This is a genomic window from Paenibacillus sp. CFBP 13594 (assembly GCF_014842675.1).
In the GTDB taxonomy this organism is placed as follows: domain Bacteria; phylum Bacillota; class Bacilli; order Paenibacillales; family Paenibacillaceae; genus Paenibacillus; species Paenibacillus amylolyticus_B.
On record NZ_JACYVQ010000003.1, the window covers coordinates 13395 to 37947 of the forward strand.

Below are 24553 nucleotides of genomic sequence, written 5' to 3' on the forward strand. Positions count from 1 at the left end.
TGAAGGCTTGTAACGGATAAGGTAGCTATTTCACATCGTGAAGTATGTCCAAAAGGCATCCAGGGGGATGCCTTTTCCTATGCCAACATTGATTTTTGTAGAGACCATTGCCACAAATACCCATCTGATGTACATTAGAAGCAATGAAATAAGTGAACCGGGAGCTCAATGAAGTTGGGCTGAGAGAGTGGCCTTGTGCCGCTGACCGTACATCTGATCTGGGTAATGCCAGCGTAGAGAACATGGATTTGCGATATGTAAGGGTGAATTGTGAGAATGAACGTGGATGAACAACAGAACTCTTTGAACTGTGGTGGTGTATCTGCCATGACGGAGTGGCGCTGGTTGATATTCCGTATTTTTGACATCCACCCAATACATCATTGTGAGGATTGTACACTGTACGTAAGGCCTGCCCGGAACCGGGGAGGCTTTTTCGTTTATTTTTAGAGGTTGTTCAACCAGTCTTTTTGAACACACACTTTTACAACCCCCACAGGGAACAAAGGAAGGACGTAGAGAACATGGCAATAACAGCAGGCAACAAGCGATTGAAACTAACGGATATTCTGGTAACCATCGTGATCGCAGTAGTGTTTGGGGTGATCTACAAGATATGGGGACCTACATATGACTTGATGAAACCCTTTGGTGTTCATGCGGAGCAGATGATCTACGGCATGTGGTTTATGGCGGGCACGTTTGCTTTTGTTATCATTCGTAAACCTGGCGTGGCTATTCTAGCCGAGGTTGCGGCTTCAACGGTAAGTGCTTTTCTGGGCAGTGAATGGGGCATGTCCACACTTGTATACGGTCTGTTGCAAGGATTGGGAGCCGAGATATTCTTCGCCGCATTTTTGTATCGTAAAACCAACCTGTTTGTCACCTGTCTTGCAGCCATAGGAGCCGCAGCGGCTTCGCTTTTGCTGGATTATCAGTACGGGTATATTGATTCACTCTCGGCCTGGAATTATACGTTATTTATCGGATTCCGCTTCATCGGAAGCATCTTGATTGCAGGAGTGTTTGCTTATTATCTCGCCAAAGCATTGGAACTGACCGGTGTAACACGCTCACTCAGACCAGTATCCAAACAAGATTATGAGGCGCTGGATTAGATGAGCGTAGAGGGGAATTCGCAAGCGGTAAGTGTGACAAATCTAAGATGCAAGTTCCCGGGAGAGAAAGCCTTGGTATTTCAAGGCTTGTCTCTTTCTGTGCGTCAAGGGGAGAAAGTGCTGTTGCTTGGCCCAAGCGGCTCCGGTAAATCGACGTTATTGCAAATTCTGAGCGGTTTAATTCCACGTTCAGTTGAAATTCCGATGAAATGTGATGATATTCAGGTTCCCGCCAGAGCAGGAGTAGTCTTTCAGGATCCGGATACCCAGTTCTGCATGTCCTTTACGGATGAAGAGATCGCATTTGTTCTGGAAAACCGAAATATTCCGCGTGAAAAGATGCCAGGGCTGATTGAATATTATCTGAAACAAGTGGGGTTATCCTTTGAACAGAATCGTGTATTGATCCAGTCCATGTCTCAGGGGATGAAGCAGCGTCTCGCGATTGCTTCAATGCTTGCCATGGACCCGGAGGTATTGTTTTTGGATGAACCCACTGCACTGCTGGATGATGAGGGTACTTCCCAAGTGTGGGATACCGTTAAACGGATCGCCAGTGACAAAACGATCATCATCGTTGAACACAAAATAAACGAGATTGTGGATATGGTCGACCGCATCATTGTCTTATCACCTGAAGGAAAGATTGTGGCGGATGGGCCAGCACAGCAGGTATTCACGGATGAACGGAGCAAGTTGAGGGATTATGGAATCTGGTATCCAGGCGTGTGGGAAGAGCATGAGCAGGAGAGGGCAACAAAAGAAGAAAAGGGAAGTGCTTCTGGAGAGCTTCAATTGTGTGTGGACCAAGGCATCTCAAGTTTGGAAGCACAGCAATCGTCTGGTTTATCCGATACACCGGGTATATCCCCCATATCTCACGTCTCATCCATATTACCTGTATCACCCGCCTATCAGCCTGCACTGGACTTGCAGCAGTTCACCGGATGGCGTGGGAAAACACCCTTCATTCAGGTGGAACAGGCCAAGGTATGGCACGGGGATTGGATTGGTATTGTCGGAGCCAATGGAGCTGGCAAGAGTTCATTGTTGTTATCTCTGATGAATATTCTGAAAACAACAGGTCATTATGAGGTGCACGGTCAGCCTTCTGGCAAAACGGAACAGCTTGCAGATCAGATTGCGTTTGTCTTTCAGAACCCGGAGTTTCAATTTGTGACGAACACCGTCGCGGAAGAAGTGGAATTCTCATTGCTGGGGGGCAGGCTTACAACGGCAGAAAGACATGCCAGGACTCATCATATGCTGAATCAATTTGGACTAATCGACCTGTCCGAGCGCCATCCTTACCAATTATCGATGGGGCAGAAACGACGTTTAAGCGTTGCCTCTGCACTGGTGAGAGAGCAGCGAATACTGCTGTTGGATGAACCTACTTTTGGACAGGATGCCCGCAATACGTTTGCCATGTTAGCACAGCTGGAGCAATTGCGGAGAGAGGGAACAGCCATTGTTATGGTTACCCATGATCGTGAAATTGTAAAAAGATATTGCACCCGAATCTGGACGGTGAATGAGGGGAGGTTATCTGATGCAACTGTCGTTTCCTCACCGTGAAACCTGGCTTCATAACGTCAATCCGGGATTAAAGATGATCATTCTGACGATGATGTTTGTCATCGTTATCCTCATTCACAATCTGAATGTAATGGCCAATGTTGCGGTGGCGATGATGTTATTACTGTGCTGGACAGGTCATCCGTGGTACAGATTGATACTGTATGCATCACCATTTATTCTGGTTTTTATCTCCACGTCTACAGGCATGATGTTGTTTGGCAAGGGCGAGACCACATGGTATAAGTGGGGACTGATCCACATAACCGAAGAGAGCTTCTATCGCGGTCTACACTTGGGTTTTCGATCGCTGACTATGGCTGCGGCTGGGTTACTCTTTGGTCTTACGACCAAGCCTGTGAGACTGTTTTATTCCCTGATGCAGCAGTGGTGGCTTCCGGCGAAATACGCCTATAGCTTTCTGGCCGCGATGCGCATGATCCCGATTTTGCTGGATGAATTCCAGACGCTCCGTTACGCTATTCGTATTCGTGGAACACAGCAACGTGGCTCTCGCTGGAACGTGTATGGTACACTCAAGCGTTACGCTATTCCGCTGCTGGCACAGAGCATTCGCCGTGCACAGCGAATGGCGGTAGCGATGGAAGCGAAAGGATTTACGGATGGAGCGAGCCGAACGTATTACATTCAGATTGGCTATTCGCGGGCTGATCTGTGGTTTGTATTTTATTATATGCTCACCTTAACAGCTGCTTATTACATCGGGGTTACCTTTCCTTATCATGCTACGATGGTGGATGTAAGGTAATATTGGGAGATAGATAGAAATATATTGAGGTAAACGGTAACTTTTTCCTTTTTACTGCGTCTCTATTGGAAATAACTTCTAATGGATGGGGATGAACGAGAGTGAAGACGGGTCCTGACTGTCAGAGAACGGGGTACAAATGGATTACCATGACTGGATTATCAGCTGTGCTGTTGACGGGCTGGATGCTGCTGGATTCCAAGATGGTTGTGCTTGGAGGACAAGCTTTGGCTACAACGCCACAAGCCTTGGGTGCAAGTTCTCAAGTCTTATCAACACAGTTGGCCTACAAACAAGGAGAACCCGTTACGCTCATGAATGACATACCTTTGTTCAAAAACAGAAGGGACGGCAGTGTGGCTGCTGACCAGCTGGGGATTGAATATTATACAACAAAAAACGAAAAGTATACGTTAGCCTCGGTTCGAGGCGAGTGGGTGCAGCTTAAGTCAACCGATCATGGAGACTTTTGGCTGCCAAGTTGGTATGCCCTGAAGGAGAGCAGAAGCATGACGGAAACAGCTCCCCAAAACTTCACGCTCCGATCAGGCAGTAAGCTGTATCTGGCTCCGGATAGTTCTACAACTTGGTCTAGTGAGAAAGCGCTAACAGATAAGGCTGTTATTGTTGCAAAGTGGAAAGGCTGGTATGGGGTCTCCATTGCCCCACGAGTCTGGAATAAAGAATCCTTCACGTATCGGCCAGGACTCTTCTGGATCAAGGCACAGGCTCTAGAGCAGAGGAAGAATGTGGCGGATGGTTGGTTCCAACAGAATACATCGCTACCGACTTCGTTTATTCGTCATTTGACGGATATTAAGCTGAACAAGGCAACCACCTCCAAACAAGTGGCTGGGTGGTTAGGCGAGCCGGATTGGAAAGAGAGTTCAAGCAATCTAAATTTCACGGGTTATTCAATGAGTATTGGACAGACCTGGAGATATGAGCGGGAAGATGCGCAATTTATGGTCACATTCAACAAGAATGGCAGACTGGTCAGAACACGCTGGAATTTAGCACAGGATAATCGAAATGCTGTTGTTTCCGATTGGAACATCAGTCGGGCGGATGAATATGGGTTCACAACAAAAATCTATGGCACAACACTGCCAACGACAATCCCTTGGAAACCGGTCTGGACTAACCAGGGGGATATTAACTACACTTTTTTACAAGCAGCCACGGATGATGTACTCCTGATGAAGGGGGATGACGGTGGATTTAGCGGGGGCTACTACGAAGGTTCCATATATGCCCTTGACCGTCATACGGGCCAGAAATTATGGAGGATTAATGGGGGTTTTGGAAGACAGCAGGCTGAGGTGGATACAGCACGCCAATACGTTACAATCTACAATGATTATGACCCTGACAAGAAAAAATACGTGGATCGTATTCGTCATCTGAACTTGAAGAGCGGGAAGGTCACATGGACGTACACCCCTAAGCAAAATTTTAGACTAAATGGCATCACCGCTGCGAAAAACGTTGTGGTCGTGGATAGCCCGGTTGTTGAGAGCTCAAGCAACAGTTGGTTGACGGTACTGGATAGTGCAAACGGAAAAACATTGTGGACGCGAAAACTCGCGAAAGGTTATGAATTATTGAACAAGAGTGCAGATGACCCTTATGTGTTGTATTGGGAAAAGAATAAGCTGATTGCAGCCGATCCGCAATCAGGGCGAACCGTATGGAGCTTGAAGGCCAAGCGATCTACTATAGAACAACTTGGGAATGATCCATATTTTGATGGAATCGAACGTCTGGATCCCTTTGCAACCAGGAATGCTGAAAGATGGCTATCGTTAGATAATCAGTGGCTGCTGCTTGATCTGAACACGGGGAAAAAGCTTGCACAATTTCCTGCTCGGGTAGGCCAGAGATTGGAGGAGCTGAATGATGGCATGTTGTTGATCCGTGAGAACAAAAACGGCGATCATTACGGAGAATATGAAGATTTTACAACTACCCTGTACGATGCCAAGACAGGCAAAACACGGTGGACGCTCAGGGGCAAGATTGAACGAGGACTGGTGGAAGATGATCAGTTATATGTAATTAAAAATGGGTACTCCGCGGCTTTGAATTATGATACGGGGGAGACGCGTTGGAATGCCAAAGATACGATTGCCACTCTTAGGTATCCCACGAATCAGGGGAGCTATCTGGTCATTGATGATCAGTTGCTGCTGCCCATGGATGAGAATTGGTTGGTATTGAATAAAAACAATGGAGCCTTGTTAGGTCGTGTACATGACGTGGCGATGGGAAACCCGGAGCATCGCGACCGGGATGCGAAGAACGGAACGATCAACCGGATCGGCAATGAAGTGTATGTGGGTTCGTCCAACGGACGTTTTCGCGTGTATGAAGCCAGCCGCCTTCAGGAGGCAATCTCACCTTAAAAGCTTGTCTCATCAGGGATGTTGATTTATTATAAATGAACAGGATTGCTCGCGCTCCGGTTATCGGCTGTGCGGGCTTTCTTCATGTGTTCTTGAAGAACCATGCATGATCAATCACGGGAGGACTCTCCATGATCTCATTATATGGTGTAAGCAAACGTTATAACGAGCGCGGTTCCCGTGCAGATCAGGGATTCGAAGCGTTAAGCTCGGTGTCGCTCGAAGTGGGACAAGGCGAAATTCACGGCATCATAGGTTCGAGTGGCGCAGGCAAATCCACGCTTCTGCGGATGCTCAATGGTCTGGAAAAGCCGGATGAGGGTGAGGTTGTTGTGAATGGGCAGCACCTGACCCAGATGAATGAGCGCACTTTGCGTCTGGCACGAAGGTCCATTGGCATGATCTTTCAGCACTTCAATCTGGTCAGTAATCGGACGGTGAGTGGCAATGTCTGTATGCCGCTGGAACTGGCCGGGATGTCCCGTACACAGCGAGTCGAGCGTGGACTTGAGGTGCTTAGGTTTGTTGGACTGGAAGACAAGGCAGATCAATATCCTGCTCAGCTTAGCGGAGGACAGAAGCAACGTGTGGCGATTGCACGCGCACTCGCCAGTCGTCCGGATGTGCTTCTCTGTGATGAACCTACCTCTTCGCTTGATCCACAGACTACGAATGGCATACTGGATGTGCTACGTCATATCAATGAAACGCTGGGCGTGACCATTGTCATCGTGACGCATGAGATGGAAGTGGCTCGCAGACTATGTCACAGGGTATCCGTCATGAAGGATGGGCGACTCGTACGAACATTGACTGAAGCGGAAGTGAGCAGTATTCCCGCTCCGCAGCCGGATCTGCTGACCTCCTTGCTTGCGGGTGATGAATATGGGATGGCAGGTTCGTCTTTGTTCCGTCAGACAGAACAGGGGGACAAGTCATGAGGTTACCTGAATCTGTACTGAAGTATCAGCATGAGATATGGCAAGCGATCGGAGAGACTTTTGTCATGGTAGGTATTTCCATTGCAGCAGCTGTTCTGATCGGGTTACCTCTGGGTACACTTCTGTACTTATTCCAGAGAGGACAACGGTATCAGAATCAAACGTTGTCTTTTGTACTCGGCAGTATCGTCAACATCATTCGTTCGTTTCCGTTCTTACTGCTGGTTGTCTTCATGATTCCATTCACACGAATCGTCGTTGGAACGTCCATCGGTACACTGGCGGCAACCGTTCCACTCTCGGTCATTGCGATTGCCTACTATGCCAGGCTTGTGGAACAAGCGTTGTTGGATGTACCGAAGGGCGTGGTTGAAGCTGCATCATCCATGGGGGCATCGACGATGCAGCTCGTGGTGAAATTCCTGTATGTGGAGGCGCGATCTGGCCTTGTACTGGGACTCACCACAGCTACGATTAGCTTTATCTCCTACTCGACGGTGATGGGTATTGTAGGTGGCGGCGGGGTTGGTGATTTCGCCATTCGCTACGGTTATCAGCGCTTCGAAACGGAGATTATGGTATTTACGATCATCATTATGATTATCCTGGTACAGATGATCCAATTCACAGGTAGCAGACTGTCCCACTGGCTGGATCGCAGATCCTGAACGGTCGGACCGTGCATTATTACGAATAACCAATACAGATTATACGATGAGGGGTAGACATGAAATGAAAGTAAAGATGATGCTTATGTTGCTTGCAGTAATGCTGGTTGTAGCTGCTTGTGGCAAAAAAGAAGAAACACCTGCGGCTGAAGGAACAAAGGAAGACACACAAGCTGCACAAGAAGTTACGTTGAAAGTAGCTACGTTGATTCCACCGATGACAGATGTGCTGGATATTGTTAAACCGCTTTTGAAGGAAGATGGCGTCAACTTGGAAGTTGTTGTGTTATCAGATAACGTTCAACCAAATACGGCACTCGCGAATAAGGAAGTGGATGCAAATTTCTTCCAACATGTGCCTTACATGACCCAGTATAATGAAGCGAACAATGCCAATCTGGTGGCTGTACAGCCTATCTATAATGCCATCTATGGCGGCTACTCCAAAAAGTACAAAACGATTGAGGAATTGCCAGAAGGTGCAACGATTGCAATTGCAAACGATCCTTCCAACATTGGTCGCTCTCTTGTGATGCTGGAGCAGAACGGATTGATTAAGCTGAAAGAGGGCGTAGGTTTTAACGCCACACAGGCAGACATCACCGAGAATACAAAGAACTTCAAGTTTGAGGAAGTGGACTTGTTGATGCTGGCTCGTATGATGGATGATGCTGATCTGGTAGCCATGACACCGGCATATGCCAGTCCGCTCGGTCTTACACCGAAAAAGGATGCATTGTTAACCGAGAAGGATGATTCCCATTTTGCGATCACCATGGTTGCTCGTGAGGATAATAAGGACTCCGAAGCGATCCAGAAGCTGGCTAAACGTATGGCGGGTCCAGAGGTCAAAGCCTTCTTCGAAGAGAAATATGCAGATATTGCGATCCCGGCATTTGAATAGAGAATACGTTGGTCCAATGTAAATAACCTTTAGATCTGAGCGATAACGCTTGGATCTTTTTTTTGTCATCTGCATGCTTATTAATAAGTATTTAGAAAGTTAACAATTTGGTCATATCCCCGGAACACTTTATTTAATAGTTTTTTCGTATAATTTGTTTGAAAATAGTTCTTTTGGATTATAAATGAAGAGATTTATTCGAGTTTTTTAGTGTAAAGAGTGTTTTTCACAAGAAGTGAGACCTAGTTTTTTGAAAAGATGGTTTACAATCTATGAGAGCTTTACAAGAGCTAAATAAGTTGTATGAATCATTCAGCGATTGGCAGGTTGTTCTGCATCGGAGTGGCAAGTGTAAATAATCACTAGTTCAACTTATAAGTAGATCAAGTAAAACTAAAATTAATCTGGAAGAGGTAGAGAAATTTGTCCCAAAAAAATAGCAAACCGACCTGGTTCAACAAGATGCATAAGAACTTTAAGACCAAGCTGGTGGTGTCCTTTATTGCTTTCCTGGCCATTCCTTCGTTAAGTATTGGAGTTTTATCGTATAACAGTGCAAAAGATGAAGTGGAGAAGCAAATTTTACATAGTGCGATGGAAAATGTGAACCTTGCCAGTGCAACGATAGATCTTTCAGTCAATACCAAGCGGAATCACATTGAATATTATGCGAATACACTTGCAGAGCAATTACGTCAAGATGATGCCGAGGTTCGGGTTGTGAACGAATTGAAGGGGTATGCTGCGCAGAACACAGATATCATCACCATAGGTGTAGGCACAGAGGCAGGTGTGTATCTGATGTCCTCTGATGCAGAGATGCCCAAGGATTACGATCCCCGAGTAAGACCATGGTATACCGAAGCAATGGGAAATCCAGAGCAGGTCATTGTTACAGACCCTTATATTTCTGCCGAGACAAAAGAGATCACCATTACGATTGCCAAGGCACTGGAAGACCAATCTGGTGTGGTCCAATTAGATCTCAATCTGGCGGACATTAGTCAATTGGTTAGCGGAATTAAAGTAGGAGAAAAGGGGCATCTGATTCTGCTGGATGCCAGCGAAAAGTATATCTATCATCCGACGATGCAACCTGGAACAGATGCAACAGAAGACTTTTGGACTCAAGTGTATACGAATGAATCCGGTAACTTCAACTATACCTTTGATCAGGTTGATAAGGTCATGTATTACGCCACGAATGCATCCACGGGATGGAAGGTCGCAGGCACCATGTTTTCTTCTGAAGTAGAGGATGCCGCTGCGCCTATTCTGAATCGAACGCTTATGGTCATCGTTTCTTTTCTTGTCATCGGAATTTTGATCATCTGGCTGGTGATGCGATCAATTGTTAAACCGATTCGTCAGTTGAAGGTTCAGGCGATTCAGGTGAGCGAAGGGGATCTAACCCAGACCATTACAAGCACAAGTAATGATGAAATAGGTGAACTGAGTGAGGCTTTTGGCAAAATGCAGAGCAATCTGCGTGTGTTGATTCAAAATGTGGAGAACAGCGCCAGTCAGGTAGTCATCTCATCGGATGAAATGACTCAGAGTGCGGAATCAACCAGTGCAGCCAGTGAGCAGGTAGCGCGAGCCATTCAGGAAATTGCGAATGGTGCGGAGAAGCAGACCCAGGGTATTGAACATAACCATCAGGCCATGAATGAAATTACGATTGGTATTACAAGAATCGCCGAACGTTCCATACATGTCGCTGATTTGGCGAAACATACAACCGTACAAGCAGAAGAAGGCGGCAACACCGTCAAGCAGACGGTGAGTCAGATGCAATCGATTCAAGAGACGGTAGAACAGACAAACCAATTGATTCAGGCGTTATATGAACGATCACACCAAATTTCAGCGATCACGGAGTTAATCGGAAATATAGCCAAACAGACAAACCTGCTCGCGCTGAACGCATCCATTGAAGCTGCTCGTGCAGGTACACATGGCAATGGATTCGCTGTTGTAGCAGCAGAGGTTCGCAAGTTGGCAGAGCAATCCGGGCAGTCCGTCAATGAAATCACCGTGCTGACTACGGCGGTACAGGAAGATATGGCTGCTTCCGTTCGCATGATGGAGAAGGTGACTTCAGAGGTTGGAGAGGGCATGGACATCTCTACAGAAGCGATTCGGAAGTTTGAACGTATTCTGGAGAGCATGAGGGAAACGACACCTCAGATTGAAGAGATTGCTGCCACGTCGCAAGAGATCACAGCAGGTGTACAGGAAGTATCTGCTGTATCCAATGAGTTGGCAGGCATTGCGTCTGGCAACGCCGCAACTTCCGAAGAAGTGGCCGCTTCCTCAGAGGAGCAACTGGCAGCGATGGAGCAGATTTCTTCATCGGCTCGTGGCTTGTCTTCCCTGGCTGAAGAGCTGCAGCGCCTGATTAGACAGTTTAAGTATTAAACGGGATCGTAGAAGAGAGTATCACACAGGGACAGCATCACATCATGTTTCATTAGAGGGAGTGGACAACCATGCAACTGGAACTCAAAGCCTTCTTACTGCTAACGGATGCGGTCATGATTACAGATGAGGAGGGTGTGATTCTGGATGTGAATTCCGTTTATGTAACCAAAACAGGATTCTCACGGGAGAGCACCATAGGTCAGCCTGCCCGATTGCTAATGGATACCCACTGGAGAGGAAATCAGACCTGGTCCGGCATAGCCAAACTGATGAAGGCCGATCAGGAAGTATGGGAAGCCCAAGTTACGATTACATCGGTTCATTTGGATGATTCTCTTTTTTATATCAGCATATTTAATGATGAATTTTCATGAAAAAAAATTGTTGTTTGGTGATAAGGGTATGTTAGCTGAAAGTAGTAATTATTTTCAAAAAAATGGTCAATATCTTCAATTGAATAAGGGAGTCCGGCATACTATGATTTGTGTACTGGGGAACTGCGACCATGAATCTGACAACATTCATTGAATGCATGAAATCCTGAAGTCGTAATGTGGACGGTGACCATTTGCTACGCGATCTTGTATTAAATTTCACGCTAATTTTGATCTTTGTTTTCCTAATTCATCACTATCTGAACCATACAAATGCTACCCGTTCAACATCCATCACGACTCGGATCATTATTGGTATTACGCTGAGCATGCTGGGCACGGCGCTCTATTATTTCTCTATTGTGCTTGAGGATGGTACATTGTTGAATTTCCGGGCCAGTGTGTATCTGCTTGCTGCTTATTTTGGTGGGAGTGGATCTGCTTTCGTTACTTTTGCATTCATGTGGATTTTTCGGATTAATATGGGGCGTAATCCCTTGTTGGAGAACTGGCAGTATGCGTTGACAGAGTTGTTATTTGTTGTAGCCATATGTCTGATCTTTAAGTATATCAGGGGATTTATGCAGAAGTGGTTGTCCGGAGCGTTGCTGCTGATTACTGTGTATGAACTTTCTGTACTAAAGACCTATTCTCCTTCTCTGCTAATGATGGGGCAGATTCTCTTTTTTCAATGTATCTGCCTGCTGTCCGTTATATTATTCCTGTATTATCTGAACCAAAATCATCGATATAGGAGATTGGTCATTCAGAGGGATCAGGAAATGCTGGAGATGCTTCGTATGCAGCCGGGTTTTACTTTTAAAATCCGAAAACAGAACGGAAAATTCGAGTATCTTGTGCTTGAGGGAGAGATGCTCTCTCGTCTGGGCTTGGATATGAGTAATCTGAAGCAAGATTACAAACTGGGTGCATTGAATATTTTACCTCAGGAGAAGGTAGAGTTTCTGCGAAAGCAGTTTAACCGGGCCTGGGAAGGGGAATCTTTTTTTTACGAGATTGAGCATGAAGGTTACTATTCGCTGGTGAAAATTCGTCCTCTGCTAGAAGAGGGTGTGGTGAAATATGTCGTGGGCTATGGATTGGATATCACGGAACACAGAGCAGTTAAACGTAGGATTCAAGAAAGCGAAGAGCGATATCGAACACTTGAGCGAGTGTCGGCAGACTGGTTTGTCGGTTTGGATAACAACAGATGTATAGTGTCGGTTAATCAGAAATTTCTGGATGTGCTCGGTCTCGGCAGGCAGGAAGTGATTGGGCGTCAGATTGAAGAATTGTTGTTCATTGAGCAGCTGGAGAACTGGTTGTTCGTTTTCCAAAAAGCCTTACATCACAATATAGCACAGGATACGGAACTGAGTTTCATTATTGGAGAAGGTCATGAGCAGCATGTTCGGGTTCACCTATACCCTGTTAGAGTATTAAACTCGAGTGAGAAAATTAAGGCAGTCATTCATGACATTTCGGATCACTATAGACGTGTTAAGGCTGACAAAGCAAGCCAGGCGAAGAGTGAGTTTCTCGCATTCATGAGCCATGAGATTCGTACCCCACTGAGCGGCATTATCAACTTTTCTTTGTTGCTTCAACGAACAGATCTATCTCCACAACAAAAGGATTATTTGAGTAAAATCAATGCGTCCTCCCAAACCTTGCTTGCCCTCGTAAATGATATTCTTGATTTTTCAAAAATAGAGGCAGGCAAGCTGATGTTGGAGAAGGTCTCTTTTTCACCAGAGGAAGTGATCAAACGTGTGGCAGATCAGATCGGTGTGGCTATTGGGCACAAAGATATCGAAGTGATCTTTACAACCGATCCCGATCTGCCATTAACGGTAATTGGTGATCCGTTCCGACTTGAACAGGTGATATTGAATCTGCTCAGTAATGCGATTAAATTTACAGAGCATGGATATGTAACGCTTCAGGCAGAGGTACTTTCATTGGAGGCGGAGCGAGTTCATGTCCGTTTTGAGGTAGAGGACACGGGAATCGGAATGTCACCCGAACAATTGGAACGACTTTTTGTCCCGTTTACTCAAGCGGAACCCTCGACGTATCGAACATATGGTGGCTCTGGTCTTGGGCTGGTCATCTGTTACCTTCTGGTCACCTCTTTGGGAGGAAGCTTGCGGGTGGATAGTGTGCTGGGAGAGTACAGTCTGTTTTCATTCGACTTGATATTTGAACTTGCAGATTCGGAAGAAGAAGAGAGTTTTTCCCTGCAGACACACCCTCTCCTATATGGTGCGAATGATGTGGTTATCATTGAAGATGATGAACGGATGGGCGCAAATCTGAAGCAGCTGCTCTATTCATTCGGTATGAATCCGAAGCTGTATACTTCCTTGAACCATATGATGGAGAGTGATTGGTATACTCCTGAAGCCGAAGGGACAAGTTCGATGTTGATCATGTTGGATATGGATATAGAAGACACAGTTAACAGTTCGTTATGGGACAGTTTCATGAAGCGAATGAATCGAACCAAATTTCAAATGGTGGGTTATACCCATGCTTTTAGTGAAAATGCCCTGTGGAGTGAGGAGAGATCCTTTCGCCCGGATCTCATGATGATCAAACCGATTACACGTCTGGGATTATTCGAAGTATTACTTGCACTTCAGGGTGAAGGGCCATTGGAGAAAAAGCGGATGATAGAATACGATGAATCTTATTTGCTTAAATCCAAAGGGCACATTCTGATCGCTGAAGATCATGAAATCAATCAACTGGTCATTCGGGCCATGCTGGAACATACCGGATTCAAGGTGACGCTGGCAGATAGTGGCACAGAGGTTTTGAAGAAATTGGATGAACAAACATGGGAACTGATTCTGATGGATCTCTATATGCCAGATATGAACGGAATTGATGCAGCAAGGCACATTCGCAAGATGAGGAAATATGATCGTACCCCTATTATTGCGCTTACAGCGAGTAGTTTAAAAAGTCACCATGAATTATATCTTGAAGCAGGCATGAATGCCATACTGACTAAACCCATACATGAACAACAGCTCGCAGACATTTTGGAAATATGGATTGATCTAAAAGGCATAAGAGATATCAATGGAATTGATGCAGATAAGGCGATCAGACAGATGGACGGCAAGCCACATATTCTGCAATATGCGCTCACGAAATTTAGGACGGAGTATGACTCGTTTCAGAATAAACTGGCGATTCAACATCAGCAACAGCAGATTGCTGATGTCATTCGTAGTGTTCATTCTCTTCGAGGCGTAGCTGCGAATCTACATGCGGTGGACCTGATGTGTGTGGTTCTCCAATTGGAATCGCTCCTGTCCCGTCCGTTAATCAAAGATGAGGAACTGCGTTCGGAATTGGAGAAGGTACAACAGGAAATTGATAAAATTACCGAGTCCCTACCTTGGTGATCGGAATGAAGCTGTGTTGTTTTAAGGTGTGAATTTATATCCTACCCCCCAGATGGTTTGAATGTATTGGGGGTTTTTTGGATTGTCCTCAATTTTTTTGCGAAGCTTGGTAATGTGCACATCGATGGTGCGATCATTAATGTAGGCATCAATACCACGAATGGCTTCAATCAGGGCATACCGACTGTAGACCTTGCCAGGATTGAGGATAAACAGCTTCATGATCTCAAATTCGGAAAATGTCATCTCCACGCGCTGGTTATTCAACAGAACGGTTCTTCGGGCCAGATCGAGAGATATTCCGGTTTCCTGTTCAGTGACAACAGAGCTGTTCAATATGGAGTAGCGGCGCAATACGGCCTCAATACGTGCCTTCAGCTCCTGCATGCTGAAAGGCTTACATACATAGTCATCAGCCCCATCTGTTAATGATCGAATCCGCTCAGAAACCTCGGTTAACGAAGAGATGACAATGATGGGGATTGCTGTATGCTGGCGCATGAGAGAACTAGGATTCTTATTACCCGAATCAGGGAGCATCAAGTCAAGAAGCAGGATATCAGGCCGCGCTTGAAGCTGTAGAAGACCATCTCTTGCGTTATCGACACGGATAACATCATACCCTTCACCTTGCAAATACAAGGATAATGTATCGCCTAACATGTTGTCGTCCTCTATGATAAGCACTTTCGTCATGATATTCCTTTCTGAACCCCCTTCTTGTAGAAGGACTAAGATCCATGGATTACTTCATATACCTGATATTTAAAACATGCAACATGAGGATGTCAAGGCTCTAACATGACGCCGAGAAGGAGAGAGACTCCGATTTAATGCTTGCCAAGATGTGGATCAGCTTCACGCTCGATCAGACGCATCAGTTTGCGCTCGGTAGCGCTCTCTGGCGCAGGGGTATAGACACTGCAACGCAGATCGGAACTACCCTGAACCTGCAATGAAGTCAGATCAAACAACATTTTGCCTGCTTTGGAATGCCTGAATTCGATTAAAACGTCCGGGGCACTGCTGACGCTGCTTTGTTTCCAAAGGGTATGAAAATCGGGATGTCTGTTCATCATGTCATCCAGAAATAAATTATACCATTCATCATCAACGTACTGGCCATAGTAAGCACGAAAAATCGCCAGAAATCCGCTAACAAAATCCTCCCAGTTCACCGCGAGCCTGCGAAATTCTTTTCGATCAAATAAAAGACTGATCATATTCCGCTGTTCGGGGGCAATCTGTTCAAAATCCATAAAAACATGCCGGGCTGCATCATTCCAGCCGACAATGTAACAACGCCGATCCGAGATCACGGTAGGGCAGTGATGAAGTTCTTGCAGAATTTTCTGCAAGGAAGGGTGAAGTTGAACCGGTTCTTCTTCCAGCATGGGCAGCTCTGAGTGATGCTCCATGGCGAGCGAAAACAGATACTTTCGTTCATCTGCAGTAAGCCTTAGTGCTGAAGCAATGTTATCCAACACGGAATGGGATACCTGAATATCCCGACCTTGTTCAAGCCAGGTATACCATGTTGTACTCACTCCTGCCAGTTGGGAAACCTCTTCTCTCCTCAGCCCAGGCGTTCTTCTCCGACTTCCAGTGGGTAAACCGACCGATTCGGGAGAAATTTTGGAACGCTGTGTTTTCAGAAAAGTGGACAATGCCTGTAACCTGACATCGTAGTTCAATCCATCACCTTCAATCCTCGTTATCATGGTAGTCATTATACTATTATAATTGACAACTTGTAATAGGATATTCAAAAGTGCACTATTAGTGGCAGAGCGTAAGGGCAAGGTAGACAACAGCGCTGAAGGAGGATGGATATGGAACGAGTCGTAATTACAGGTATGGGAGTCATCTCTCCTTTGGGAAATGATGTACATACATTCTGGAATGGATTAATTGAGGGTAGATCAGGTGTGTCACCTATAGAACATTTTGACACAGTTTCGTATAAAACCAGAATCGCTGGCGTGGTCCGTGATTTTGATGGTGAAGAGCGTTTTGGACGCAAGGAAGAAAGGCGTATGGATCGATTCGTTCAATTTGCTGTTGCTGCTGCGGATCAGGCTGTATCACAATCGGGTCTTGTGATGGATGAACTGGACCGTGAACGGGTAGGTGTATATATTGGTTCAGGCATAGGCGGCATCCAGACATTGATGGAACAAGGCAAGGTCCTGTCAGATCGGGGACCTGCGCGAGTCAGCCCAACACTGGTACCCATGATGATCTCCAATATGGCTGCGGCTATGGTCAGTATGAGGTTTGGTTGCTGGGGACCGACATTATCGCCAGTAACAGCTTGTTCCATTGGCAATACAGCCATTGGAGAGGCTTTCCGGTTAATTCGTCATGGCGGAGCCGATGTCATTATTGCTGGGGGGACAGAAGCGGCTGTAACGGAAGTGTCACTGGCAAGCTTCGGTAATGCGACAGCGTTGTCTACACGAAATGAAGCGTTCCAAGCAGCCAGCCGTCCATTTGATGCAGGGAGAGACGGTTTTGTCATGGCGGAGGGTGCTGGAATTCTGGTTGTGGAATCACTGTCTCATGCTCTAGCAAGAGGGGCGAATATTCTTGCCGAAGTGATTGGATATGGTGCCAGTTCGGATGCGTATCATATGGTAGCTACCCATCCGGAAGGACGGGGTGCATATCTGGCGATGAAAGCATCACTGAAAGAGGCTCAGATTGGACCTGAGGACATTGATGTGATTAACGCTCATGCCACCAGTACGGAGGCAGGTGATCTGTCTGAGACAAGAGCGATTAAGCAACTTTTCGGGACAGGTGCCTATGATATTCCGGTCACAGCGAATAAGTCCATGACAGGACATATGCTTGGTGCAGCAGGCGGTGCGGAGGCGATATCACTTATTCAAAGTCTGCGGCATGGCATCATTCCGCCAACTATCAATCAAGAGCAGAGAGATCCCGAATGTGATCTGGATTATGTACCAAACGAGGCAAGAAGAGCAGAGTTGCGGATTGGGATGTCTAATTCCTTTGGTTTTGGCGGTCATAATGCGGTTATTGTTCTTCAAAAATATTCATCTTAAGTAGAAAGGCAGCCGTAACCAAAGGAACAGCGCTGCCTGATGGGGCAACGCTGTTTCTTTGGTTACTTATGGATCACTCGTAAACACTGTATCTTGGTTAACGGCCGAGTGGTTGTACGCCTCAGGAAGAGAGGGATGTCGAATCGGCCATGCCTTTGTTACCTCGACTCAGCCAGCTTACACGCCAGCGGGATTGCATGAAGAGAACCAGGAACAGGGAAGCTGCTGCAATCAGGCTAAGAATGACAAAACCTGGCGTGTAGGATTGATAGCTACTGTACAGTTGGCCCAGAATCAGCGGCAGTGCATACCCGCCCAATCCGCCAGCGGCACCTACAATACCTGTCATCAGGCCAATCTCATTGCCGAAGCGTTGGGGAACCAGTTGGAACACCGAACCATTTCCGGCTCCCAGACACATCATACCGAGGAACAACATGACTACCACAACAGGAAGTGGTGGCATGAAGGATACTCCGATTAACATGACACAAGCCCCTGTGTACAGGAATGTTAGCATGCGGGTTCCACCAATTTTGTCCGCCAGGTAACCCCCAACAGGCCGGAAAAAACTGCCTGCGATTACACAGAAGGTGGTAATGTCTGCGGCACGAACAGGAGAGAGCCCATACTGGGTGTTGAAGAAGATGGTGAGATAGTTACATAATCCAACGAAGCCACCAAAGGTCACACAATAGAAGGCACAGAATACCCAAGCATCTTTTTGTTTAAGCAGACTCCCGTATTGGGACAATTTCTTGGGTTCAGGCCGGTTCGGGCTATTTTTGGCAAAGATAGAAAAGAGGATGAATACAATAGCGATCGGTATAATAGCAAGTCCGAACACAACTTCCCAGCTGCCAAAATGCGTAGCCAAGCGATTGGCAAACAACGTTGCGAGTACGGTTCCGCTGTTACCCGCCCCGGCAATACCCATCGCCAGACCCTGATGCTCTTTGCCATACCATTGGCCTGCCAGAGGTAGCGCAGCAGCAAAGGAGGCGCCTGCGACACCGAGCAAGAGTGCCACCACGTACAGTTGGCTTAAAGAGTCGACCCATAACCAGCCGAGTAATAAAGGAACTAAGGTGACGAGCATCCCGATCTGTGCGGTCAGTTTCGGACCAATATAATCAGACATGAACCCAAGCACAAGGCGCAGGATGGAGCCGCCGAGAATAGGCAATGCGACCAGATTGGCCTTTTCCAGCGGAGTCATCGGATAATCCAATGCAATGACAACTGCGAGTGGACCCAGCATTCCCCATATCATAAAACTGATGTCAAAATACATAAACGCCCCGAAAAGGGTGGGCTTATGCCCGCTTTTCCAAAAACTTTTGCTCTCCATCATCCATCATCGCTCCTCATCCAATTGAGATCTTCGTGATTTGTCTATGTGCTTGTTAAGGCAGAAAAAGGCCGCAATTCGTCCAGATCTGAACGATTTGCGGCCCCGTTGCCGACAGGCGGTACACGTCATTGTGTTTCCGCATCTGAGTTGATCACAGCACTGTGATTTTGATTCAAATTATAATCAAGAGAAAATATATATGTCAACAAAAATTACATGTAATTTTAGATAATTCGTTTTTTAATCGTTATTCGCATTTTTGTGTTAATTTAGTTGACATTAGATTCAGATTCCCTTAATCTGAATCTAATATGAATCTACACAAAGGCGTGTGGATTCCGGAGGCAACGGTGCCCTTTTCCGAATCATGGAGAAGGGATTTTTCTGTTTATTTTCAGGTGAGATAGATAGGGGGCAGCCCATGAGTAGAAGCAAACTGGTGATTATCGGGAATGGCATGGCTGGAATGAAGTGTGTCGAAGAGATTATCGCACTGGAGCCTGATACGTATGAGATTGTAATCTACGGTAATGAACCCCGTCCCAACTACAATCGGATCATGTTATCGAAAGTATTGCAGGGTGAGCATTCGTTACAGGATATCATTATCAATGATTGGAGCTGGTATGCCGAGCATCAAATCCGGCTATGCGCAGGTGAAACGGTGCACCGCATTGATACCCGTAGAAAATATATAGAGACTGAATCCGGATTAAAAGAAACCTATGATGTCCTGATTCTGGCGACAGGGTCTTCACCTTTTATCCCACCGATTCCGGGGATTGATAAAGAGAGGGTCATGTCCTTCCGAACGATTGATGATTGTACGCGCATGTCTGATTATTCCAAAACATATCGCAAGGCCGCAGTCATTGGTGGTGGATTGCTTGGGCTGGAGGCTGCACGCGGGTTGCTGCATCTGGGCATGGAAGCTGTGGTGGTCCATAACGCGCATTACATTATGAACCGGCAGTTGGATGAGAAGGCTGCCGCGATGCTTCAACAGGAACTTGAAGGGCAGGGTATGTCCTTTCTTTTGAACAAAAATACACAGAAAATTACCGGACGATCACAGGCGCAGGGGCTGCTCTTCACAGATGGTTCCAAGCTTGAAGCTCAGGTTGTCATTGTCGCTGTAGGGATTCGGCCAAATGTGGATCTGGCCAGACGAAGTGGAATCGCTACGAATCGGGCAATCATGGTAGATGACTATATGCGCACCAGTGTACCGGATATATATGCAGTTGGGGAATGTGCCGAACATCGGGGAATCAGTTATGGTCTGGTGGCTCCTATATACGAACAGGGGAAGGTGCTCGCACGTACGCTCTGTGGACAGGAAACGCCTGAATACAAGGGTTCAATTCCTTACTCACAACTGAAGGTATCGGGAGTTGATGTTTTCTCGGCGGGTGAGATTAGCGGGGAAGGCATGCAGACTGCAATTCAACATCTGGATGGTATTCGAGGCACATACAAAAAAATACTGATGCAGGCTGGCAAAGTGCGCGGCGCCATTTTATTTGGAGATACAGCGGAAGGAACGGCTTTGCTTGGACTGGTGCAACGAGGTGCGGATGTAGCGGAATTGGCTCCGCGTGAAGGGGCCCCGGACCCGGCTGAGATGGCTGCTGCGGCATTACCAGCTCAGGAGACCGTATGTGCCTGTAACAATGTGACCAAGGCTGCCATTATGAAGGCGATTCAGGAACAGGGCCTCGAGACGGCAGATCAGGTGAAGGAGCAGACGAAGGCTTCTGGTTCATGCGGTGGCTGTCGCCCGATGGTGGCTGCACTGTTGAAACATACGCATAACCTGAAAAATAACGGGGGTACTGGAGTGGAAGCCACACCAGATAAACCTGCTCCAATGCCTGTGTGCAGTTGTACGGCGCTTGGGCATGCAGAACTGAAGGAAATACTGGCTGACATCGATGTTCTGGAGACAGGGCTACCAGACATATTTTTAATCTTGCAGAAGCTGGGTTGGGGTTCGGAACATGGTTGCTCGGTATGTCGCCCTGTAATTCATTATTACTTACAGGTATCCGGTGGAACGATGGTTGTTCGAGAGATCGAAGCTCACTCAGAGGTTCAGGTGCGCTGGGATGATCAGATCCCGCTTTCATCCTATGCAAGAGATGCCAGGGGGTTGGCTGCACAGCTTCGTACGAGTTGGATCGGTGCTGCGATGCCGTCGCCGGTGAATATGGGCGTCGCACCAGGGCACGGTTCGTTGGTGAGCGCACTGGTGCAAGATATTGGCTTGCTGGCTTCACCAGCTGGTTGGGAGATCTATGCAGGCGGTCATGCAGAGCATCCGGTCAAACAAGGTGGCTTGCTCGGGGTGGCTGAGACAGAGGTGCAAGCGGCCACACTCGCATCAGCCTGCCTTCAATGGTATCGCCAAACCGCTTGGTATGATGAGCCGTTATGGGCATGGACGGAACGATTGGGATTCATGTCGATTCGGGAAACGCTGCTGGATGACCAACTACAGAAGGAACTTGTTGCGATTCATCATCATGAGCGGGATGTGGCTTCAGCATCCCCTATGAAGCGATTTCTTGAATCTCCCGCGGTGCAGGGCACCGTCTGAAACGGATCAGTATTACAGCTGAAAGGTAGGGATGGGAAAATGGAATTATCGATAACTTCGGAAATGGCGGTATCCAAGCTGTATGTAAAGGAGACCCAGTGTCCATATTGTAGTGTGCAGTGCAAGATGACTGTTGAAGAACTGGCTGCACCTGTTGCAGGACAGCGTCGTGGTGAGTATACGGTTCAGGGTGTTCCGAATGAAACCTCTCAGGGCAGGTTGTGTGTGAAGGGTATGAATGCGCATCAACATGCGCTCAGTGGTCAACGATTAATGCATCCGCTCATTCGTCGCAATGGTGAGCTTGAATCCTGTTCCTGGGAAGAGGCCATTCAAACCATCGCAGAGCGGTTTCAGGACTTGAAAGATTCTTACGGAGCAGATACGGTCGGAGTCTACGGAGGCGGATCTTTGACCAATGAGACAGCCTATCTGCTCGGTAAGTTCGCCAGAGTTGCATTGGGGACGAAATACATCGACTATAATGGACGGTTCTGCATGTCAGCTGCGGCTTCAGCTGGAAGTAAAGTGTTCGGGATGGATCGTGGATTGACGTTCCGTCTGTCCGATATTCCCAAGGCAGGTTGTATAGTACTCGCAGGTACCAATATTGCGGAATGCCAACCTACCCTGTTGCCCTACTTCAATCAGGCCAAGGAAAACGGGGCCTTCATTATCGTTATTGATCCACGCAAGACGGCAACCGCTGCCATTGCCGACCTTCATTTACAGGTGAAGCCTGGCATGGATGCACTGCTGGCAGATAGCATGTTGAAGGTGATTACGGATGCCGGCTTGGTGAAGCCTCATTTTATAGAAGAACGAACGCATGGTTACGAGCAATTGATACAAGGGTTGGCTGATCTGCAACTCGAACAGGCGGCACAAGCATGCGGGGTTGATCTGGCGTTGATTCGTCAGGCGGCGATGGCATACGGTGAGGCAGAGACAGGCATGATCATGACAGCACGTGGTGTGGAGCAGCAGACGGATGGGCATATGGCCGTCAGGCACTTTCTGAACCTGGTGCTCGCGACTGGCAAAATTGGCCGAGAAGGATGCGGATATGGTGCCATCACAGGTCAGGGGAACGGGCAAGGCGGACGTGAGCATGGGCAGAAGGCTGACCAACTACCAGGCTATCGATCCATTGAAAATGAAGCCGATCGTGCCTATGTGGCATCCGTCTGGGGTGTGGAACCTGCAAGTTTGCCAGGCAAAGGGGTATCCGCCTACGAGATGATGGAGAAGGTCCATGATCAGGAGATTCGGGCGTTGCTTGTAATGGGCTCCAACCCGGTCGTATCCAACCCCAATGTGCGTTTGGTGGAGGAAGGTCTGCGCAAGCTGGACTTTCTGATCGTGGCAGATATGTTCCTGTCGGAGACAGCACGCATGGCTGATCTGGTTCTCCCGGTTACATCTTATATGGAGAATGAAGGTACACTGACCAATCTGGAGGGGCGTGTTCTGCTCCGTGAACAGGGGCGGCCTGCGCCGGGAGAAACGCTCGATGATTGGGATATATTATGCCGGATTGCCGCGCAATTGGGTAAAGCTTCTTATTTTGAATATGACACTGCTGAGGATATCTTTAATGAGCTTCGGGTGGCGAGTCGTGGCGGGGTGGCTGATTACTATGGCATTACCTATGAGCGTTTGCGTAACGAGAAAGGGGTATACTGGCCGTGTTCTGCCCTGGAGGATCAGGGAGAAGGACTGCTGTTCGGTGAACGATTCGCTCACCCGGACGGCAAAGCGGCGTTCACATTTGAATCCAGCCCGGGCTGGAATGATATATCTTCGGAGTTCCCCTTGATTCTCACCAATGGGCGTGTGTTACCTCATTATCTTACAGGGGTGCAGACACATCGAAGTCCGGCACTGGCAGCTCGTGAATTGGAGAACTTTGTTGAACTTCACCCGGCTACCGCTGCCCGTTATCGTATTCACGATGGAGAGTGGGTAGAGATTCAATCGACGTACGGAAGCTTCACGGTTCGTTCGCGCATCAAGGATTCAATTCGGCAGGATACCTTGTTCGTGCCGATGCATTGGGGCGGCATTCAGAATGTGAATCGGGCCACCAGACCAGAGCTAGATCCGTTCTGCCGGATGCCTGGGTTCAAGACAGCAGCTGTAACCATTCGATCGTTGCGTCTGGCGAGATGATTCATAAAATTACAGATTACCGGTGTCATAAGCTGTTCTAATAGTAGCTTAGCGGCTGCGCAGTCATATTTATATGAGACTGTGCGGTTTTTTTTGCGTATATGTACGCAAGTAGGCCATAGTTCCGTGGTTCCACGTAAACATGAGGATTGGCTCATGAATATGGATTGAATTTTAGTTATGATGTTCATCAGGGGTACATATGTACGTATTTTTGGTTTTATTTTGAGATAGATCGTCATTTCGAGTTTAGGTTATTACGCATCGTGGTATAGATATCGGGGCTTATGGAAGTTTCTTCAAATAGGGCAGGACAGAGGGGGCATGACAGTGAACGTATGGATAACGGTAAAAAGTCTGGGTAAGCGCAAGCCGGTACTTGCCAAGCAAGCTGCCGAACTTCCGGAAACAACTCATACGTTAAGGCAGCTCATTGAGAACATGGTGGCTCTGCAATTAAAAGCGCTTCAGGACAAGAAACAACAGACTGAATTGCTCTCCTACCTGATGCCGGATGATATTGAGGCGCAGGGAGCGGCGGGAAAAGTCGGGTTTGGCGCAGTATACAATGAGGGTGTTCCTGATCTGAATGTTGCGATGGAGACAGCTATAACCGCCTATGAGGATGGGTTGTACAAAGTGTTTCTCAACGATGAAGAATTGCAGGAACTGGATGAGTCACTTGTTGTAAAAGACGGAGATAACGTGGTATTTATTCGTTTTACAATGCTTGCCGGACGTCTGTGGTAGAGAG

At 47.2% G+C, this 24553-nt stretch carries 17 protein-coding genes; 14 read left to right on the forward strand and 3 right to left on the reverse strand.

The window, feature by feature from the left end; genetic code table 11:
- Positions 1-524 precede the first annotated feature (524 nt).
- From IFU39_RS11040 to IFU39_RS11085, 10 genes are all read left to right on the forward strand, one after another.
- A complete protein-coding gene (locus tag IFU39_RS11040; RefSeq protein WP_145146145.1) occupies positions 525-1118 on the forward strand; it encodes an ECF transporter S component in 594 nt (197 codons plus the stop codon).
- Complete coding sequence (locus IFU39_RS11045) at positions 1119-2696, forward strand: ABC transporter ATP-binding protein (RefSeq protein ID WP_192132588.1); 1578 nt, start codon at positions 1119-1121, stop codon at positions 2694-2696.
- Positions 2671-3465 carry an energy-coupling factor transporter transmembrane component T family protein gene (locus tag IFU39_RS11050; RefSeq protein WP_192132590.1) on the forward strand — a complete coding sequence of 265 codons (795 nt, stop codon included), beginning with the start codon at positions 2671-2673 and terminating at the stop codon, positions 3463-3465. The genes IFU39_RS11045 and IFU39_RS11050 overlap by 26 nt, the downstream gene beginning before the upstream one ends.
- A gap of 101 nt (positions 3466-3566) precedes the next feature.
- The gene (locus IFU39_RS33405; protein ID WP_192132592.1) at positions 3567-5870 is read left to right on the forward strand and encodes an outer membrane protein assembly factor BamB family protein; all 2304 of its coding nucleotides are present in this window, start codon (positions 3567-3569) and stop codon (positions 5868-5870) included.
- Positions 5871-6001: 131 nt separating this feature from the next.
- Positions 6002-6811, forward strand: coding sequence for a methionine ABC transporter ATP-binding protein (locus tag IFU39_RS11060; RefSeq protein ID WP_192132595.1), 810 nt, complete (start codon positions 6002-6004; stop codon positions 6809-6811).
- Positions 6808-7479, forward strand: coding sequence for a methionine ABC transporter permease (locus IFU39_RS11065; RefSeq protein WP_192132597.1), 672 nt, complete (start codon positions 6808-6810; stop codon positions 7477-7479). Before IFU39_RS11060 ends, IFU39_RS11065 begins: the two co-directional genes overlap by 4 nt.
- 46 nt (positions 7480-7525) lie before the next feature.
- The gene (locus IFU39_RS11070) at positions 7526-8383 is read left to right on the forward strand and encodes a MetQ/NlpA family ABC transporter substrate-binding protein (protein ID WP_091016079.1); all 858 of its coding nucleotides are present in this window, start codon (positions 7526-7528) and stop codon (positions 8381-8383) included.
- Positions 8384-8845: 462 nt separating this feature from the next.
- The gene (locus IFU39_RS11075; protein WP_192133193.1) at positions 8846-10804 is read left to right on the forward strand and encodes a methyl-accepting chemotaxis protein; all 1959 of its coding nucleotides are present in this window, start codon (positions 8846-8848) and stop codon (positions 10802-10804) included.
- 71 nt (positions 10805-10875) lie between these two features.
- Entirely contained in the window at positions 10876-11181 is a 306-nt protein-coding gene (locus IFU39_RS11080) for a PAS domain-containing protein (protein ID WP_192132599.1), read from the forward strand.
- Between the two features lie 179 nt (positions 11182-11360).
- On the forward strand, positions 11361-14603 hold the full coding sequence (locus tag IFU39_RS11085) for a response regulator (protein WP_192132601.1): 3243 nt from the start codon (positions 11361-11363) through the stop codon (positions 14601-14603).
- Between the two features lie 21 nt (positions 14604-14624).
- Here IFU39_RS11085 and IFU39_RS11090 read toward each other — a convergent pair whose 3' ends face one another.
- Complete coding sequence (locus IFU39_RS11090; protein WP_105601062.1) at positions 14625-15299, reverse strand: response regulator transcription factor; 675 nt, start codon at positions 15297-15299, stop codon at positions 14625-14627.
- 134 nt (positions 15300-15433) lie between these two features.
- Positions 15434-16297: a helix-turn-helix transcriptional regulator gene (locus IFU39_RS11095; protein WP_150366300.1), complete on the reverse strand. Its 864-nt coding sequence runs from the start codon at positions 16295-16297 to the stop codon at positions 15434-15436.
- 138 nt (positions 16298-16435) lie between these two features.
- Here IFU39_RS11095 and fabF point away from each other — a divergent pair, with 138 nt between their 5' ends.
- Positions 16436-17674 carry a beta-ketoacyl-ACP synthase II gene (fabF, locus tag IFU39_RS11100; protein ID WP_192132603.1) on the forward strand — a complete coding sequence of 413 codons (1239 nt, stop codon included), beginning with the start codon at positions 16436-16438 and terminating at the stop codon, positions 17672-17674.
- 121 nt (positions 17675-17795) lie between these two features.
- On the opposite strand, the gene IFU39_RS11105 is transcribed toward fabF, so the two are convergent.
- Complete coding sequence (locus IFU39_RS11105; protein ID WP_192133195.1) at positions 17796-19025, reverse strand: nitrate/nitrite transporter; 1230 nt, start codon at positions 19023-19025, stop codon at positions 17796-17798.
- Positions 19026-19449: 424 nt separating this feature from the next.
- On the opposite strand from IFU39_RS11105, the gene nirB reads away from it, so the two are divergent.
- The 3 genes from nirB (at position 19450) to IFU39_RS11120 (ending at position 24549) form a co-directional block, all read left to right on the forward strand.
- Positions 19450-21627 (forward strand): nitrite reductase large subunit NirB, encoded by a 2178-nt coding sequence (nirB, locus tag IFU39_RS11110; RefSeq protein ID WP_192132605.1) that lies wholly within the window; start codon positions 19450-19452, stop codon positions 21625-21627.
- A gap of 39 nt (positions 21628-21666) precedes the next feature.
- Complete coding sequence (gene nasC, locus IFU39_RS11115; RefSeq protein WP_192132607.1) at positions 21667-23799, forward strand: assimilatory nitrate reductase catalytic subunit NasC; 2133 nt, start codon at positions 21667-21669, stop codon at positions 23797-23799.
- Between the two features lie 324 nt (positions 23800-24123).
- Positions 24124-24549, forward strand: coding sequence for a hypothetical protein (locus IFU39_RS11120; RefSeq protein ID WP_197997766.1), 426 nt, complete (start codon positions 24124-24126; stop codon positions 24547-24549).
- Positions 24550-24553 lie beyond the last annotated feature (4 nt).

Bases quoted from the DNA above. Each gene is read 5' to 3' on its own strand.
- IFU39_RS11040 (WP_145146145.1), top strand. From the start codon at position 525: ATGGCAATAACAGCAGGCAACAAGCGATTGAAACTAACGGATATTCTG.
- IFU39_RS11045 (WP_192132588.1), top strand. From the start codon at position 1,119: ATGAGCGTAGAGGGGAATTCGCAAGCGGTAAGTGTGACAAATCTAAGA.
- IFU39_RS11050 (WP_192132590.1), top strand. From the start codon at position 2,671: ATGCAACTGTCGTTTCCTCACCGTGAAACCTGGCTTCATAACGTCAAT.
- IFU39_RS11060 (WP_192132595.1), top strand. From the start codon at position 6,002: ATGATCTCATTATATGGTGTAAGCAAACGTTATAACGAGCGCGGTTCC.
- IFU39_RS11065 (WP_192132597.1), top strand. From the start codon at position 6,808: ATGAGGTTACCTGAATCTGTACTGAAGTATCAGCATGAGATATGGCAA.
- IFU39_RS11070 (WP_091016079.1), top strand. From the start codon at position 7,526: ATGAGGGGTAGACATGAAATGAAAGTAAAGATGATGCTTATGTTGCTT.
- IFU39_RS11075 (WP_192133193.1), top strand. From the start codon at position 8,846: ATGCATAAGAACTTTAAGACCAAGCTGGTGGTGTCCTTTATTGCTTTC.
- IFU39_RS11080 (WP_192132599.1), top strand. From the start codon at position 10,876: ATGCAACTGGAACTCAAAGCCTTCTTACTGCTAACGGATGCGGTCATG.
- IFU39_RS11090 (WP_105601062.1), bottom strand. From the start codon at position 15,299: ATGACGAAAGTGCTTATCATAGAGGACGACAACATGTTAGGCGATACA.
- fabF (WP_192132603.1), top strand. From the start codon at position 16,436: ATGGAACGAGTCGTAATTACAGGTATGGGAGTCATCTCTCCTTTGGGA.
- IFU39_RS11105 (WP_192133195.1), bottom strand. From the start codon at position 19,025: ATGGAGAGCAAAAGTTTTTGGAAAAGCGGGCATAAGCCCACCCTTTTC.
- nirB (WP_192132605.1), top strand. From the start codon at position 19,450: ATGAGTAGAAGCAAACTGGTGATTATCGGGAATGGCATGGCTGGAATG.
- nasC (WP_192132607.1), top strand. From the start codon at position 21,667: ATGGAATTATCGATAACTTCGGAAATGGCGGTATCCAAGCTGTATGTA.
- IFU39_RS11120 (WP_197997766.1), top strand. From the start codon at position 24,124: ATGACAGTGAACGTATGGATAACGGTAAAAAGTCTGGGTAAGCGCAAG.